This window comes from Chryseobacterium sp. JK1, assembly GCF_050632815.1.
GTDB lineage: Bacteria > Bacteroidota > Bacteroidia > Flavobacteriales > Weeksellaceae > Chryseobacterium.
On record NZ_JBODRU010000002.1, the window covers coordinates 541,835 to 556,824 of the forward strand.

Consider the following 14,990-nt stretch of genomic DNA (forward strand, 5'->3'; position numbering starts at 1 on the left):
AGGTACAATCGTTTAAAAAGATTAAATAAATTTAAACAATTTTTCGTTTGGTTTTCTTACTTTTTTCATGTGTTGGAAGGGGTCTTCTTCTGAACGGTAACCTAAAGCGAGGGTAACGGTTACTTTTTCTTTTTCGGGGTCAATCTCTAAAATCTCCTCGATAAGATCCTGACGGAAGCCTTCCATAGGGCAAGAGTCTATATTTTCAATAGCAGCGGCATACATCAGATTGGCTAATACGATATAAGACTGTTTTTCTGCCCAATTGAAAATTTCATCCTGTGTTTTTTGAGTAATATGCTGATTAATACTATTTTTGAAAGGGTCTAATTTCTCAATAGGTGTTTCCCTTACTTCAGAAATGTGATTAAAATATCCGCGGATATAATTCTCCTCAATTATTTTTTTCGAAATGATGACAACAAGGTGGGAGCATGTGGAAATCTGAGATGGGTTGTAAAATGCCGGAATCAGCTTTTGCTTCATGTCTTCACTTTCAACAATAATAATTTTATACGGTTGAAGTCCCAATGAGCTGGCAGACAGTTTTCCTGACTCAAGAATATTATGAAGAGTTTCCTGAGGAATAATTTGATTATTAAATTTCTTTACAGAATATCTTCTGCTTAAAGCTTCCAAATAATTCATAGCACAAATTTAAGCATTGAATATGAATAAAAGGCTCTTTAAAATGAAATATCTCCTTCGTTTAAATACAAAAAATCACCCCGGCTGCCGGAGTGATTTTTTTAGGAGTATGAAATAAATTTAATTTCTGTTTTTTACAACAATCCAACCAGAGAAATTGATTGGCGTACTGTTTTTGTTGTTTTCTTTCCATGAAACAGAATACCAGTAGTTTCCGGTAGGCACTTTTTTGCTTCCCTGGGTTGTCCCTGCCCATTTGTAACCATTAGTTTTATCTGCCTGGAAAATTTTATAACCATATCTATCAAAGATTCCTATTTCCAGATTCTGTTTACCCGAAAGTGCAGAATAATCTACAAAATCATTGATTCCGTCATCATTCGGTGTAATGATGTTGATTAGATTAGGGACGGTAATGTTGATCTCAACAGGTGTACAGTTATATGCGTCTTTCACATATACCTTCGCTTCACCTCTTGGAATATTGGTAAATACGTTGGAATCCTGCCAGTTGATATTATCCATCGAATATTTATAAGGTACTGTTCCTCCGTTGGCATACACAGTAACGGTATTTCCTGATATATCAATACTTGTAACAACCGGATTTTCTGACGGATATATTGTTACTACCTGCGTCGCGACGCAATCCCCTGTTTTAAGTTTTACCCAGTAAGTTCCTACTCCTACATTAGAGATAGATTGTGTGGTAGCTCCGGTGCTCCATTCATAACTTTTGAATCCTGGTCCTGCGTCTAACGTTGTTTTGCTCTCCATACAAATGGTTTTGTCCTTTAAAACCGTTGATAAAACTGGCGCAATGACGGTTAATGTAACTTTTGCAATGGAGTAACATCCATCAGAACTGAATACTTTGATGTAAGCAACTCCACTAGGGGCAATATAAGCTGCCGGAGTCGAAATTTCATTCGTCTCATTGATGGCATCCGTTAAAGAAGGGAAATATTTTTTGGTAAGTCCACCCTGAGAAACGACTGCTCCAATAAGGTTGAAAGAAGCAAACGCCGGAGTGTTTTCAATAAAGCAGGATCTTAATTCGGTTTCGTTTACTGTAACAACAGGATATAGTTTAAGAGTGATTTTAGCTGTGCTTACACATCCCTGTGCTGTGGTTACTTTTACATATATTGTAGCGGCTGGAGATGCATATGTATAAGGATTGGTGATTGGGTTGATCCCATTATTCATGTCATATAAACTAGAATAAAATTCTTTGGTAACACCTGTGAGGGTTGTTACTGCTGCCGTATCGAGATTGAAGGTGGCAGTTCCTGCATTGTTGTTATTACACCCTGTCAGTGTTGCATCTGTTGCAGCGAATGGAGTTGGATTCAGTTGAATAATACCATCTCCGTTATCACATAATGTGGAAGTCGGGTCTTTCACAATCACCTTGATGGTTGTATTTCCTGAGTATTGAAAACTTGCCGGGTTGGCAATAGGTGTAGAGCTTCCTAATACATAATAGGTGAAAATATAATTTGAAGGGTTATTGACAAACTGAGAATTATAAGAAGTTAAATCTACAACGCCGGTTCCCGTAGTAGGATTAGTACATACAAATGGAGTAAGAGTATTGCTTAGGATGGGAACTTTATCCACAAATACCTTTGCATTTTTGATGGAGTGTCTTGCACTTGCTCCTCCTGTTGCTGCAGAAAAACCAAAATATCCCTGAGACATACCTACTGCACCTCCTGAAGGGGCGAAAGATTGGTCAACAATAAGGATACCGTCTATTTTTACTTTGATGATCCAGTTGGTAGGATTACTGAGATCGGTTTCACCGTTTACTTCTACGTGTCTGTAATTACTTCCTACAAATGGTTGTGTAGGGTTAAGGTCGGGAGAGTGAAATGTACTGTTGGGAGTGTTGTTGAATTCAATATTGTTACCCGCAGTATTGTTAGTTCCATACAAAATATGAACCTTACTCATCTGACCTTCGGTTGTATTGTTGAAAATGTCAAAACCTACCATCAGTCCGGATGCATTGGCGGGAATTCCCAATCCTCCTCCGGATACAAAACCTGTTGGAGGGTTAGCCAGATACCAGAATGTGAAACCATCTCCTCTTCCAAATTGAGTGGTTCCGTTTCCGTCTATTCTAAAGTCGAATTCCACCTTCCATTTATCACAATAGCTTAGTGTGATGGGAGTGGATAATTTTATGGCTCCGTATTTACTGGTCTGGTCGGTTGTTAGCTGTATGAAGTCTCCGTTAACGACAGCATCAGACACAAGATCCCAGCCCGTTATGTTTACCGGGTTTCCGGCGAGCTGATAAGTTTGAGAAAATAAACTTCCTGGTAAGCATAGCAGTGTTGCCAGCAATAAAAAGAGTATATTTTTTTTCATAGTGGTTGGATTATGGTAATGTTAGTGTAAGTAGGATTTTAAGGTATATTATATATTTTTTATTAGTTGTTAAATGATTGTAAATCATTTTTCTGCGACTTCACATTTTGAGCAGAATGTTTTTCATAGATTTTGTAAGATAAAATGGGGTATTTTCAAAATCAGAACTACTTCATATAAGAGGTAGTTCTGATGTAAGTTTTAATTTCTGTTTTTTACAAGTACCCAGCCTGAATACCTGGTTTCAGTATTGTTCTTATTGTCTTCATTCCATGAAATGGTGTACCAGTAAGTGCCAGTGATTACTTTCTTGCCAGAAGCGGTACCATCCCATGTGTAGTTTCTCATTTTACCAGCTTCGTAAAGCTTGTTTCCATATCGGTCATAGACTGTGAAAAGAAGGTTTTTCTTGTAAGCCAGAGCCGAATAGTCTATAAAATCATTAACGTTATCCCCGTTTGGAGTGATGGCATTGATGAGATTAGGAACAGTAACCTGAACTTCTACAGGCGTACAATTGTAGAAATCTTTTACATAAATTCTGGCTTCTCCTCTTGGAAGACCTGTGAAGATATTGGATGTCTGCCAGTGGTATCCATCTAAAGAATATTGGTAAGGCGGAGTTCCTCCTGCAACATTTACAGTAATCGTATTATTATCAATATCAATGCTGGAGATCACAGGATTTGGAGATGCTTTTACATTCACGGGCTGCAAAGTAATACAGTTTCCTGTTTTAAGTTTTACCCAATAAGCTCCTACAACAATGTCTTTAATAGATGAGGTAGTGGCTCCGGTGCTCCATTCATAACCGTCAAAACCAGGGCCGGCATCCAGATCTGTTTTTTCACCTATACAAATGATTTTATCTTTCAGAACAGAAGATTTAACAGGAGGAAGTACAATAAGGTTGATCTTAGCCACAGCGAAACATCCATTGGCATCTGTTACTTTTGCATACACAGCTGTAGTGGTAGACATGTACTGTAAAGGATTCATGATTTCATTGGTTCCATCCACAGCGTCTATTACAGTTTTATAATATTTTTTGCTGACACCGGTTGTTAAATTAGTCACATCCGCAGTTGTTAAATTGAAGATGGCATTCGTAATATTATCTTCAATAAAACATGATCTGAGTGTGTCTTCTTTTACTGAAGTGTCGGTGTAAAAGGTAAGCGTAATTTTAGCCGTTCCGGTACACCCCTGAGGAGTTGTCACTTTTACATACACTGTTCCAGGCGCAGATAAATAAGTGTTGGGATTTAGGATTTCATTCGTATCTGTATTCAGATCTGAAAGGGTTTTGTAGTATTTTTTTACAACCCCCGGAACAGTTGTTACATCCGCTGAATTCAAATTGAATACTGCCGTTCCTATTTTATTATTATTACACTGAATCAATGTTTTGTCCTGTGCTACAAAAGGAGCCAGTACAAGCTGAATCTTGGCGTCAGGATTATCGCAAAGAATTCCTGCATTATCCTTGATGACGACAGTTACCGTTGTGTTGGCATTGAACTGATAATTTGTAGGGCTGCTAATAGGGGTAGAACTTCCCAGAGGATAATACGTGAAAGTGTAGTTTGAAGGATTGCTTACAAACTGAGAATTGAAAGTAGTTAAATTCACACTTCCGTATCCTGTTGTCGGATTAGGACAGAAAGACTGGGTTGCTGTGTCCTTAATGATCGGAACTTTATCAGTATAGATTTTTACATTTTTTATAGAGTGTCTTGATCTTGCACCTCCTGTAGATGCAGAAAAACCGAAATATCCTACAGTCATTGCAGCAGCAGTGCCCGATGGAGCAAAAGACTGATTGCAAATTACATTGCCATCAATTGTTATTTTCACAATCCAGTTGGTGGGAACCGCGGGATCTACCTGAGCAGTTACTTCTACGTGCTTAAAAGTTGCTCCCTGAAAAGGTTGAGTCGTGTTCAGATCCGGTGAGTGAAAAGAACTTCCCGGAACATTGAAGAATTCAACATTGTTGGTATCTGTCGTGTTCTGTACCTGTCCATAAGCAACATGAACCTTGCTCATCGTGGCAGTAGTGGTATTGTTGTAAGTATCAAATCCTACAATAAAACCCACGGCATTCTGAGAAACTCCAAGACCTGAACCCAGCACGCTGGCAACAGGTGGGTTGGCAAGATACCAGAAAGCAATTCCATCACCATTGGACGTTTGGTTAGAATCCATTCTGAAGTCGAATTCTACCCGCCATTTGTCGCAATATTTTAAATTAATAGGGTCATTCAGCCTTATCGAACCGGATTGGTTGTTGGTATCCGGTGTAAGCTGTATAAAATCGGTGTTTACCTGAGTAGGAGAGACCATTGTCCATCCCGTGGTATTAACAGGGTTGCCCGCAAGCTGATATGTCTGGGCAAAAGACTTTCCCGCGATACACAATAAAAGAACGGAAAAATAAAACAGTAGTTTTTTATTCATTTAACTGGGACTTAGATTTATATAGGTAAAGATATTAAATCCCGAGTAAAAAATATATGAGTACTGTTAAATTTGTCAAAAAATTTAATTATTTTTTAATAAACGTCATTTCTTATGATGGAATCATGAAACTTATGTAGGAAAGGTTGTCTTTATTTAAATTAAATTAAAAAAGGGTGTTTTCATCCAATCCTTCGAAATAAGTATCAATGTCAAGATCAGAAGAACCTGCGGCTGCCACCGCTAGTTTGTCGCATAGCTCGTTTTCAAAATGCCCCGCGTGCCCTTTTATCCAGTGCATTTTGGGAGTGTGTTTGTTGTATAGTTCTATGAATCTTTTCCAGAGATCGGGGTTCTTTACGTTTTTCCATCCTCTTTTGATCCATCCTGAAATCCAGTTTTGATTGATAGCATCAGATACGTACTTACTGTCTGTATAGATATGAATATCGTTTTCTGTTGATTTTAGTTTTTCCAATGCCGTAATGACGGCCAGAAGTTCCATTCTGTTGTTGGTTGTTTTTCGGAAACCTTTGGAAAATGTTTTCTGATAATTCTTTTCCGGTACACGCATGAGAATTCCATATCCTCCTTTTCCGGGGTTTCCGCTGCAAGCTCCGTCAGTATAAATTTCGATTCTCAAACCTGTTTGTAAAATTAGATGAGGTTATATTCTATGATTTAGAAAGGAAAATCGTCGTCATCGTCAAAGTCATTCATAGATGAGCCGGAAAGTTTTGAACTGTCCGGGAGATCAAACGCTGCTCCAGGTTGAATGGTTGTCTTTATTTTATCAAATCCGCTTGGTTCTCCGAAGTTGGAAGGATATCCTCCTCCTGCACCGCCATCAAAGGCCGCTTCAATATCTCCGAATTTTGCGAAATGTTTTAGGAAAGATAATCGTACATCGGCTGTAGCACCGTTTCTATGTTTTGCGATGATCAGCTCGGCCTGATTTTCAGTAGAAGTTTCCTGGCCTTCATCATCATTATCCCAAACGGTAATTTTATAATATTCTGGTCTGAAGATGAAAGATACGATATCCGCATCCTGCTCAATTGCTCCGGATTCCCTTAGGTCTGAAAGTTGAGGTCTTTTTCCAGGGCGGGCCTCCACACTTCTCGAAAGCTGGGAAAGTGCAATCACCGGAACGTTAAGTTCTTTGGCGATAGCCTTCAGTGAACGGGATATCATGGAGATTTCCTGTTCACGGTTTCCAACCCCTTTTCCGCTGCTGCTTCCTGCTGTCATCAGCTGAAGATAATCAACCATGATAAGTCTTACCCCGTGTTGCATTACCAGTCTTCGGCATTTTGCACGGAAGTCAAAGATGGAAAGGGAAGGAGTTTCATCTATATATAATGGAGCATTTTCCAGTTCAGATACGTTGGAGAATAGTCTTTGCCATTCTTCGTCATCCAAAGTTCCTTTTCTCAGTTTTTCGGAAGAAATTTTTGTTTCCGAAGCAATCATTCTGGTGATAAGCTGTACAGAAGCCATCTCGAGAGAGAATAGCGCCATAGGAATTTTATGTCCTACTGCAATATTTCTCGCCATCGAAAGAAGGAATGCTGTTTTACCCATTGCCGGACGGGCCGCAATAATGATAAGGTCAGAATTCTGCCATCCACCAGTTTCTTTGTCTATATCCCGGAATCCCGAAGGAACTCCCGAAAGTCCCTGTTTATCTTTTAATGATTTAATGGTGTCAATAGCCTGTTTTACTAATGAATTAGCTGTATCAAACCCCTTCTTGATGGTCCCGTTGGTGATTTCAAAGAAAGATTGTTCAGCTTTGTCCAACAGTTCAAAAACATCAGTTGACTCTTTATAGGAAGAGTCAATAACGTTGGCAGAAACGTTGATAAGGCTTCTTAATATATATTTTTCAAGGATAACACGTACGTGATATTCAATATGGGCAGATGAGCTTACCCCCATGGTAAGGTCAATAATGTAATGGTCTCCACCTGCCTGACTCAGTTTGTCTTCTTTTTTCAGGTCCTGAATAATGGTCATTAAGTCGACCGGATGGTTCCCTTCATAAAGTTTTAAGATGCTGGAAAATATGACCTGATGTCTGGGATCATAAAATACTTCAGAGGTCAATAGGTCAATGGAATGGTCAAGACCTTTCTTATCAATCAAAAAAGTTCCGATTACAAGTCTTTCAAAATCTACTGCATTGGGAGGCATTTTTCCATCCGCAATAGACAGTTCTTTTGCAAAGTTTCCGTGTGTTAGGGATGATAATGTTTCTTTTTGAGCCATGGTGCAAAGATAGTTTATTTAAAAAATAATAAAAAAATAGTATTCAACAAATTATTAGCAGTCTTTCGAAAAATGCTTTCAACAGAAGGTTGTATATGTTGATAAAAAAATCACCCCGGTCTGAGGTGATTTTTAAAATAGTAAGTTAAAACTTAGTTTTTATTTTTTACCAATACCCATCCTGAGTATTTTGTTTCGGTATTGTTTTTATTGTTTTCGTTCCATGAAATGGTGTACCAGTAAGTTCCTGTTGGAATTTTCTTACCGAATGCCGTTCCGTCCCATGTGAAGTTTCTCATTTGATTTGCTTCGTGAAGCTTGTTACCGTATCTGTCATACACAATGAAGACAAGGTTTTTCTTGTAAGCCAATGCAGAATAGTCGATCACATCATTGATGTTGTCTCCGTTTGGAGTAATCGCGTTGATAAGGTTAGGAACCGTAATTGAAACCTGAACCGGTGTACAGTTGTAAGTATCTTTTACATATACTACATTTTCTCCTCTTGGAAGTCCTGTGAAGGTATTAGAATCTTGCCAAGTGATACCGTCAATTGAATATTTGTATGGAGGAACTCCACCTGTAACTGTAACAGCGATATTATTGTTCGTAATTTCAATTCCTGACACAACAGGTTGTACTGTAGGTTTTACACGTACTTCCTGAAGAGTGAAACATTTTCCTGTCTGAAGTTTTACCCAGTATACACCAACGCTCACGTTGTTGATAGATTGTGTTGTTTCTCCAGTGCTCCATTCGTAGCTGACAAATCCAGGACCTGCATCTAATGTTGTTTTACCCTCTGGGCAAATTATTTTATCTTTTAGTACTGCAGATTGTACAGGAGGTAATACCTTCAATACAATTTTAGAGATCGCATAACATTGTTTGTCATTGTTTACTCTCACATATACTGTAGTGGTTTCTGAAAGATAATTTAATGGTGTAGCAATTGGATTAGTCTGAGCTAATGCATCTGCTACTGTTTTGTAATATTGTACAACCATACCTGTCGGTAATGGTACCGGCAATCCGATTGTTGCTTTTGAAAGGTCAAAAGTTGAACGGGTAACATCATCTTCAATATAACAGTTTTCAAGTGTCGCGTCTTTGATAACAACAACAGGGTTGAATAAAAGCTTGATTGTTGGTGTTGCAGTACATCCAAAAGCAGAAATTACTTTTACATATATCGTTGTTTCTGGTGAAACATAGTTTGTAGGGTTAACAATTTCATTAATGCCTGCGTTCATATCTGCAGCTGAAGCATAATATTTAATTGTTGCTCCTGTACCTCCGAAAACATTTGCGGAAGTCAAGTCATATTGTGCCGTTCCGGCTCCGTTATTATTACAGGAATATAAAGTAGCGGAATTAGCTGTAATACTTGCGTTGACAAATTTAAACTTACCGGTAATGAAACATCCGTTAATAGGATTATTCGGATTGGTGGGGTCTCGGTATACAACCCTGTAGAAATAAATTGTCGTACCATCTACGAGAGTTGTAGTAAGTGCGTTTTCACCTGTAAGAGCGTCGTTTACTGTTTTGTGGTAGCTTACGCTGAAGTCGGGGCTGTTTCCATTGACAATTGCAGCACTCAAAGTGCTGAAATCAAACTGAGTAGGAAGAGCACAAACCATTACTTTACTAGGCTCATTGGTATCAGTAGACTGAATTCCTGGAGGTATAAATGGATTAGGAGCAAGCACAGGGTTGTTGAATGCAGAACTTAAACTCGCAGTACCTGTCCACTCCATAGAGAAACCATTTACGGATCTACTGTAGTTGTCAATAACCAAGTAGTACGTTTGACCTGCTAACACGTTCATGTAAGGACTCCATTTACCATTATTCATATTAGCTGTGTTGGGAGGAAATACTGCAGGTGGAGCCAGAGTAAGGTCAAGACCTGTATCTCCAGCAGTACCGCTATAGTTACATCTTATTGGCTGTACGAAGACATGGGCTGCGTTCTGTAAAGAATTACATCCGTCTGTTGTTGGGCCGTAGACTGCGAAATCATAATCGTCTCCCTGGTTATTAGGTTTTATGGTAAATGCAAGTGTACCTGGTGTGGATACCGTAAAAGTGTACCAAACGGTATATCTCTCATTGGTGCTCAAGCATCCTCCATTTTGGTTAAGGATTTCTATGATATTTCCTGGGCCTGAAGGGGTATAAGAAATGTCAGAGTTACCACAGATGGGAATTGCTGAGATACAATCTGACTGCGAATAGACCACTTGTGTTATCAATAAAATAAAAAGAAGTAGTATTTTTTTCATTGTTTAAACGATTTTTGTGAAACAAATTTTGAAGAAAAATAAATTTTTATCATTATTTGATGTTACATAAAAAGCCACCGAGGCGGCTTTTTATGAGTATCAATAGGTTATTCTCTATTCTTTACAACAATCCATCCTGAGAATTTAAATGGAGTGTTCTTTTTGTTGTTTTCATTCCATGATACTGAATACCAGTAAGTGCCTGTAGGTATTTTTTTACCTACGATAGTACCGTCCCATTTGTATCCATTTGTTTTGTCACCCTGATGGATCTTTGTTCCATATCTGTCAAAGATACTTAAAACAAGGTTTTCTTTACCAGCTAATGCAGAATAATCTACTACATCATTTACACCATCACCGTTTGGTGTGATAAGATTTACAAGATTAGGAACCACTACTGTTACTTCGATAGGGTCACAATCATAAGCATCCTTTACGTATACTGTATAAGTACCTCTTGCAATATTAGTAAATGTATTGGAATTTTGCCATAATATTTTATCCATAGAATACTGATAGTCCGGCGTTCCTCCAATAACACTTACCGTAAGAGTCGTATTGGAAACATCAATACCATTTACCACGGGTTGCTCAGAAGGGTATACAGTTACTGCTTGAGTAGCAACACAATCTCCTGTCTTAAGTTTTACCCAATAGGTTCCTACGCCTACATTGGAAATAGATTGAGTTGTTGCTCCGGTGCTCCATTCGTAGCTTTTGAAGCCTGGTCCTGCATCCAAAGTAGTAGTATCTTCCATACAGATTATTTTGTCTTTCAGTACGCTTGAAGTTACAGGAGCAATTACAGTTAATGTAATTTTTGCAATCGTATAACATCCGCGTGTATCAGATACTCTTACATATACAAATCCATTGGGAGCAATGTATGCATTGAAATTTAAAATTTCATTCGTTGCATCAATAGCATCTGTTAAAGAAGGGAAGTATCTTTTGGTAGTAGTGGCAGTTGGGCTTGTTACAGAAGCATTTCCAAGGTTGAATAAAGCAGTGGAAGGATTAGATTCTATAAAGCATGATCTTATAGAGGCATCTGTAGCCGTAACCACTGGATAAAACTTCAGTGTGATTTCTGCTGTAGCTGTACATCCAAATTCATTAGTTGCCTTTACAAAAACAGATCCTTCTGCCGAAACATACATGTAAGGATTTGTAATTTCATTGGTTCCGTGAGTAAGGTCATACATGGTTGGATAATACTTCAGGATATGAGTTGGAAGTGCTCCAATGGTGGCTGTTGATAAATCATATAAAGCTGTTGCTGATCCATTGTTACTACATGAAGTAAGCGAAGCTGGGGTAAGAGTAAACGATTTATCAAGGAATTTGATCTGTCCATACTCCCTACACTGGTTCAGGAAGCTTGTTGGGCTGGTCGGATCAATGTAGCTGATCGCATAGGTATATGTAGTGGCTACATTGATATTTGTAGGCGCAGTAATAGGGTTGATATCATCTAGTGCATCCGTTGCCGAAGCATAATATTTTACGATGAAATTTGGATTCGCATTTAAGATTTGTGAAGAAAAAGTAGAGAAATCATAATTTACAATTTTTCCACAAACAGGAATTTCTCCATTTAAAGTAGGTCCAGGCTGTACAAATGGATTAGGCTGATAAGTATGTGTAGAATTATGATCGAATGGAGTAAGGAGTTTAGCCGTTCCTCCAAAAGTTAATGTAAATGGAGCAATATCCGTGGAGAAGTTGTTTAACAATAAGTGATATACCTGCCCTGGAAGTACATCAATATATTTTACAAAGCCTGTAGCTCCAAAACCTGCTGGTTCTGAAGTGATCGTTGCTGTCATATTTAATCCTGTAGGGTTAACAGCTCCGAAATTGACGATACCAGCATATGAGCATCTTAAAGGAGATGCAGTCAGATTGGAGCAATTATGGTTAGGACCATACAAAGCAAAGTCATAATCAATATTTGTAGCGTTAGGTCCTGTAGGAGTAATCACAAACGTTAAAGTTCCGGCAGTTTCTATACTGAACGTAAGCCAGATGGAATTACTTTCTCCTCCAGGTCCCAGACAGCCTACCGTCCCTTCTTTAACACTTCCCCATCCGTTAGGAGTGTAAGAAATGTCGGCATCACTGCATATAGGTATAGCTGTAGCACAGTCTTGCTGTGCAGATAGCATTTGAGCTACGAAAAATAGAAAAACGAGTATATATTTTTTCATTTTTAGCATTTTAATTTTTTAAATCTTCAGATTATTTATTCGATTGCAGTAACTGCTTACCCCATGATGGTGTACCATCTGAAGAGTTTTGGTTTCCAAATTCGGAGATTGCCTGCTGAAACAATACGTCGGCGCCTGCTTTATCACCTGCTTTTTCTTTCATTTTAGCTTTAAGTATAGCCAGTCTCGGATTACTTGATGAGCTGTTTCCAGCTTTAGTAATCATCTCAGAAATAGTATTTAAATCCTTATCAGCATTTTGAGACTGGTCAATCTGCATTTTCTGAAAGTAAAGTAATCCTATTAGTATATTGAATTCGGCATTATCTCTTTTTGCTGTCCATACTCCGATGGCTATTTTTCTAGCCATAGCATTATCGTCGCCAGTGTTTTGTGATGAACCACTCTTTAGGAGTAATTCATTTTTAAGATAGAGGCTCACTGCGGCATAATAATCCGCTTGTAGTTTTTCAGAAGTTTTGGCCTTTGAAAATTTAGTGAAAAGATCATCGTAATCGTTCACCGTTTTTGAACTGTTGAGCTGTGAAACAGCCTGTGTAAGAGCTTTGTCAGTAAAGCTCTGGGCGTTGGTCCAACAGCTTACTATGCAAAAGCTTAGAATTAATAAAAGTTTATTCATAGAAGGGGATTTTTTATAAAGCAAATATAAAAAATTATTAAAGTTAAATTGAAGGTTTTGTGATATATTTAATAAAATAAAGACATTATTGCTTAAATTTATGAACTTGTCAACCAGAAGTTTGTATCTGTTAAATTTTCAAATTGCAACTTATAATATGATTTTTGATGCGGATTTTGAAGTAAATTGAAAAAAAAGGCTGTTTTTGCTCAGAATGAAAATAAAATGTAAAATTGAAGACATTGACTTATAAGTAGTTTTGTAAACAGAAATGTTTTCGGGCTTCCTTTTTTAGAAAGAAGAATAGATGATTTATTCAATAAAAAAAAGACCTCTTAATACAATTAAGAGGTCTTTTTTTAAGTCAATAACAGACTTATAAGAATTATTTTAGCTGCTAATATTGCATTTTTCTTAGTTTCGGGTTAGTAGCGGCTACCGTTAAAGCAACCAAAACCGTCATACAGCCTCCAAATATTACAGAGCGTACTACACCCAGCGCTTTAGCCATAAGTCCACTTTCAAACTGTCCCATTTCATTGCTGGACATGATGAAGATTGAATTTACGCTCAATACCCGTCCTCTGATATGGTCCGGCGTTTTCAACTGTACAATAGTTCCTCTGATCACCACAGAAATACCATCCAGCATTCCACTCATTACAAGGAACATGAAAGAGAGCCAGTATAGCTTGGATAATCCAAACCCAATGATACAAAGTCCAAATCCTGTAACAACGACAAGAAGTACTTTGCCCTGATTTTTTCTAAGGGGAACAATAGAAAGAATAGTGATAATACACATGGAGCCTATATCAGACGCTGCATTCAGTAAACCAAAACCTTCAGCTCCGGATTTTAAAATGTCTGTTGCAAAGACAGGAATCATCGCTACCGCACCTCCAAAAAGTACAGCAAACATATCCAGGCATAAAGCTCCTAGAATTTCTTTGGTTTTAAAAATATAGGAAATTCCTTCACGCATACTATCCACAACATTCACCGTTTCTTTTTTGTATTCAGAATGCTGTTTGTTCAGTTGCCAGAAAAATAAAGAAGCGACAAATATCAGGCAAAGAATCACAACAAGGGTCCATTTTACACTGAAGAAACCTATAAGAAGACCACCAATAGCATGTCCGCACACTGAAGATATCAGAAAAGTTGCCTGGTTGAGAGTGACCGCATTCGGAAGATTCTCTTTCTTTACAATTCTAGGAATCATAGAAGGGACGATAGGCCCGATAAAGGCTCTTGCAATTCCTGTGAAAAATATCACTCCATAAATAAAGTAGGTGATCTCATGTCCTGTAAAGTGTATTTCTACATTCAGGAAAGCCGGAATAAGAAGAAGTCCGATAAGGAATATATAAGCATAGTTACAAATAAGAAGTAACCTCTTTTTTTCATTCATGTCAATAACATGGCCTGCGTACAAGGCACAACTTACAGCAGGTATAACCTCCGAAAGGCCTATAAGACCTATTGAAAAAGGATCTTTTGTTAGTTGATATACCCACCATCCTAGTAGTGTGGCCAGCATTCTGAAAGCTAAAACAATAAAAAATCTCCCGGTGAGAAGATTTCTAAACTCAACATTTTGTAATGTCTGTAACGGGGTAAAGGAAATCATGAGCAAAAATAGCCCTAAAAATTTATTTAAGGCTATTCATATGTTGATTTTTAAAAGATATATTAAATATGTTCCGAAAGATAAAATCTATTTTAGTCCGCTCTTGTAGAACTCAAAACAATAGCCGCTACACCTGCTGCTCCAATAATGGTAGCTCCTGTAGCAATTCTTGCTTTTCTTCTGTCTTTTACTGCAGCTACTTTCGATTTAGGGATAATTACTTCTGTACTGTCTTTTTTGCCTGCTGTACCTACAAGATTATCTCCAACAATGTTTCTGAAAAGTATTTTCTGTTTCGGAGAACCATCTCTCATGGTAACCTTATATACTTTTCCTGCTTCCAGGTTAGAATAGTTATTTTTTGAAATATCCTCGCTGTATTTTGTAGTAGCACAAGATGTAATGACAAATAAAGATGTTAATAAAGACGATTTCAACAGTACAGATGCTTTCATTAT

At 37.9% G+C, this 14,990-nt stretch carries 10 protein-coding genes; all 10 read right to left on the minus strand.

Annotated features, from left to right (window positions below):
* Positions 1 to 21 precede the first annotated feature (21 nt).
* The 10 genes from ACQ76T_RS15490 to ACQ76T_RS15535 all read right to left on the minus strand — a co-directional run bounded on the left by ACQ76T_RS15490 (position 22) and on the right by ACQ76T_RS15535 (position 14,987).
* Positions 22 to 648: an NAD(P)H-dependent oxidoreductase gene (locus ACQ76T_RS15490; RefSeq protein WP_431344195.1), complete on the minus strand. Its 627-nt coding sequence runs from the start codon at positions 646 to 648 to the stop codon at positions 22 to 24.
* Positions 649 to 768: 120 nt separating this feature from the next.
* The gene (locus ACQ76T_RS15495; protein WP_431344196.1) at positions 769 to 3,027 is read right to left on the minus strand and encodes a T9SS type B sorting domain-containing protein; all 2,259 of its coding nucleotides are present in this window, start codon (positions 3,025 to 3,027) and stop codon (positions 769 to 771) included.
* Between the two features lie 201 nt (positions 3,028 to 3,228).
* Positions 3,229 to 5,487: a lectin-like domain-containing protein gene (locus ACQ76T_RS15500; protein ID WP_431344197.1), complete on the minus strand. Its 2,259-nt coding sequence runs from the start codon at positions 5,485 to 5,487 to the stop codon at positions 3,229 to 3,231.
* A 166-nt stretch (positions 5,488 to 5,653) separates the two neighbouring features.
* Positions 5,654 to 6,130: a ribonuclease HI gene (gene rnhA, locus ACQ76T_RS15505; protein WP_431344198.1), complete on the minus strand. Its 477-nt coding sequence runs from the start codon at positions 6,128 to 6,130 to the stop codon at positions 5,654 to 5,656.
* 38 nt (positions 6,131 to 6,168) lie between these two features.
* On the minus strand, positions 6,169 to 7,758 hold the full coding sequence (gene dnaB / locus ACQ76T_RS15510; RefSeq protein ID WP_431344199.1) for a replicative DNA helicase: 1,590 nt from the start codon (positions 7,756 to 7,758) through the stop codon (positions 6,169 to 6,171).
* Positions 7,759 to 7,910: 152 nt separating this feature from the next.
* Positions 7,911 to 10,046 carry a T9SS type B sorting domain-containing protein gene (locus ACQ76T_RS15515; protein WP_431344200.1) on the minus strand — a complete coding sequence of 712 codons (2,136 nt, stop codon included), beginning with the start codon at positions 10,044 to 10,046 and terminating at the stop codon, positions 7,911 to 7,913.
* 107 nt (positions 10,047 to 10,153) lie between these two features.
* Positions 10,154 to 12,259, minus strand: coding sequence for a T9SS type B sorting domain-containing protein (locus tag ACQ76T_RS15520; RefSeq protein ID WP_431344201.1), 2,106 nt, complete (start codon positions 12,257 to 12,259; stop codon positions 10,154 to 10,156).
* A gap of 31 nt (positions 12,260 to 12,290) precedes the next feature.
* On the minus strand, positions 12,291 to 12,899 hold the full coding sequence (locus ACQ76T_RS15525) for a hypothetical protein (RefSeq protein WP_431344202.1): 609 nt from the start codon (positions 12,897 to 12,899) through the stop codon (positions 12,291 to 12,293).
* A gap of 397 nt (positions 12,900 to 13,296) precedes the next feature.
* Complete coding sequence (locus tag ACQ76T_RS15530) at positions 13,297 to 14,532, minus strand: MFS transporter (protein ID WP_431344203.1); 1,236 nt, start codon at positions 14,530 to 14,532, stop codon at positions 13,297 to 13,299.
* Positions 14,533 to 14,624: 92 nt separating this feature from the next.
* The gene (locus tag ACQ76T_RS15535; RefSeq protein ID WP_431344204.1) at positions 14,625 to 14,987 is read right to left on the minus strand and encodes a hypothetical protein; all 363 of its coding nucleotides are present in this window, start codon (positions 14,985 to 14,987) and stop codon (positions 14,625 to 14,627) included.
* Positions 14,988 to 14,990 lie beyond the last annotated feature (3 nt).

What these genes read in the sequence shown, in the direction of transcription:
- ACQ76T_RS15490 (WP_431344195.1), bottom strand. Translation starts at nt 648, where the DNA reads ATGAATTATTTGGAAGCTTTAAGCAGAAGATATTCTGTAAAGAAATTT.
- ACQ76T_RS15495 (WP_431344196.1), bottom strand. Translation starts at nt 3,027, where the DNA reads ATGAAAAAAAATATACTCTTTTTATTGCTGGCAACACTGCTATGCTTA.
- ACQ76T_RS15500 (WP_431344197.1), bottom strand. Translation starts at nt 5,487, where the DNA reads ATGAATAAAAAACTACTGTTTTATTTTTCCGTTCTTTTATTGTGTATC.
- dnaB (WP_431344199.1), bottom strand. Translation starts at nt 7,758, where the DNA reads ATGGCTCAAAAAGAAACATTATCATCCCTAACACACGGAAACTTTGCA.
- ACQ76T_RS15515 (WP_431344200.1), bottom strand. Translation starts at nt 10,046, where the DNA reads ATGAAAAAAATACTACTTCTTTTTATTTTATTGATAACACAAGTGGTC.
- ACQ76T_RS15520 (WP_431344201.1), bottom strand. Translation starts at nt 12,259, where the DNA reads ATGAAAAAATATATACTCGTTTTTCTATTTTTCGTAGCTCAAATGCTA.
- ACQ76T_RS15525 (WP_431344202.1), bottom strand. Translation starts at nt 12,899, where the DNA reads ATGAATAAACTTTTATTAATTCTAAGCTTTTGCATAGTAAGCTGTTGG.
- ACQ76T_RS15530 (WP_431344203.1), bottom strand. Translation starts at nt 14,532, where the DNA reads ATGATTTCCTTTACCCCGTTACAGACATTACAAAATGTTGAGTTTAGA.
- ACQ76T_RS15535 (WP_431344204.1), bottom strand. Translation starts at nt 14,987, where the DNA reads ATGAAAGCATCTGTACTGTTGAAATCGTCTTTATTAACATCTTTATTT.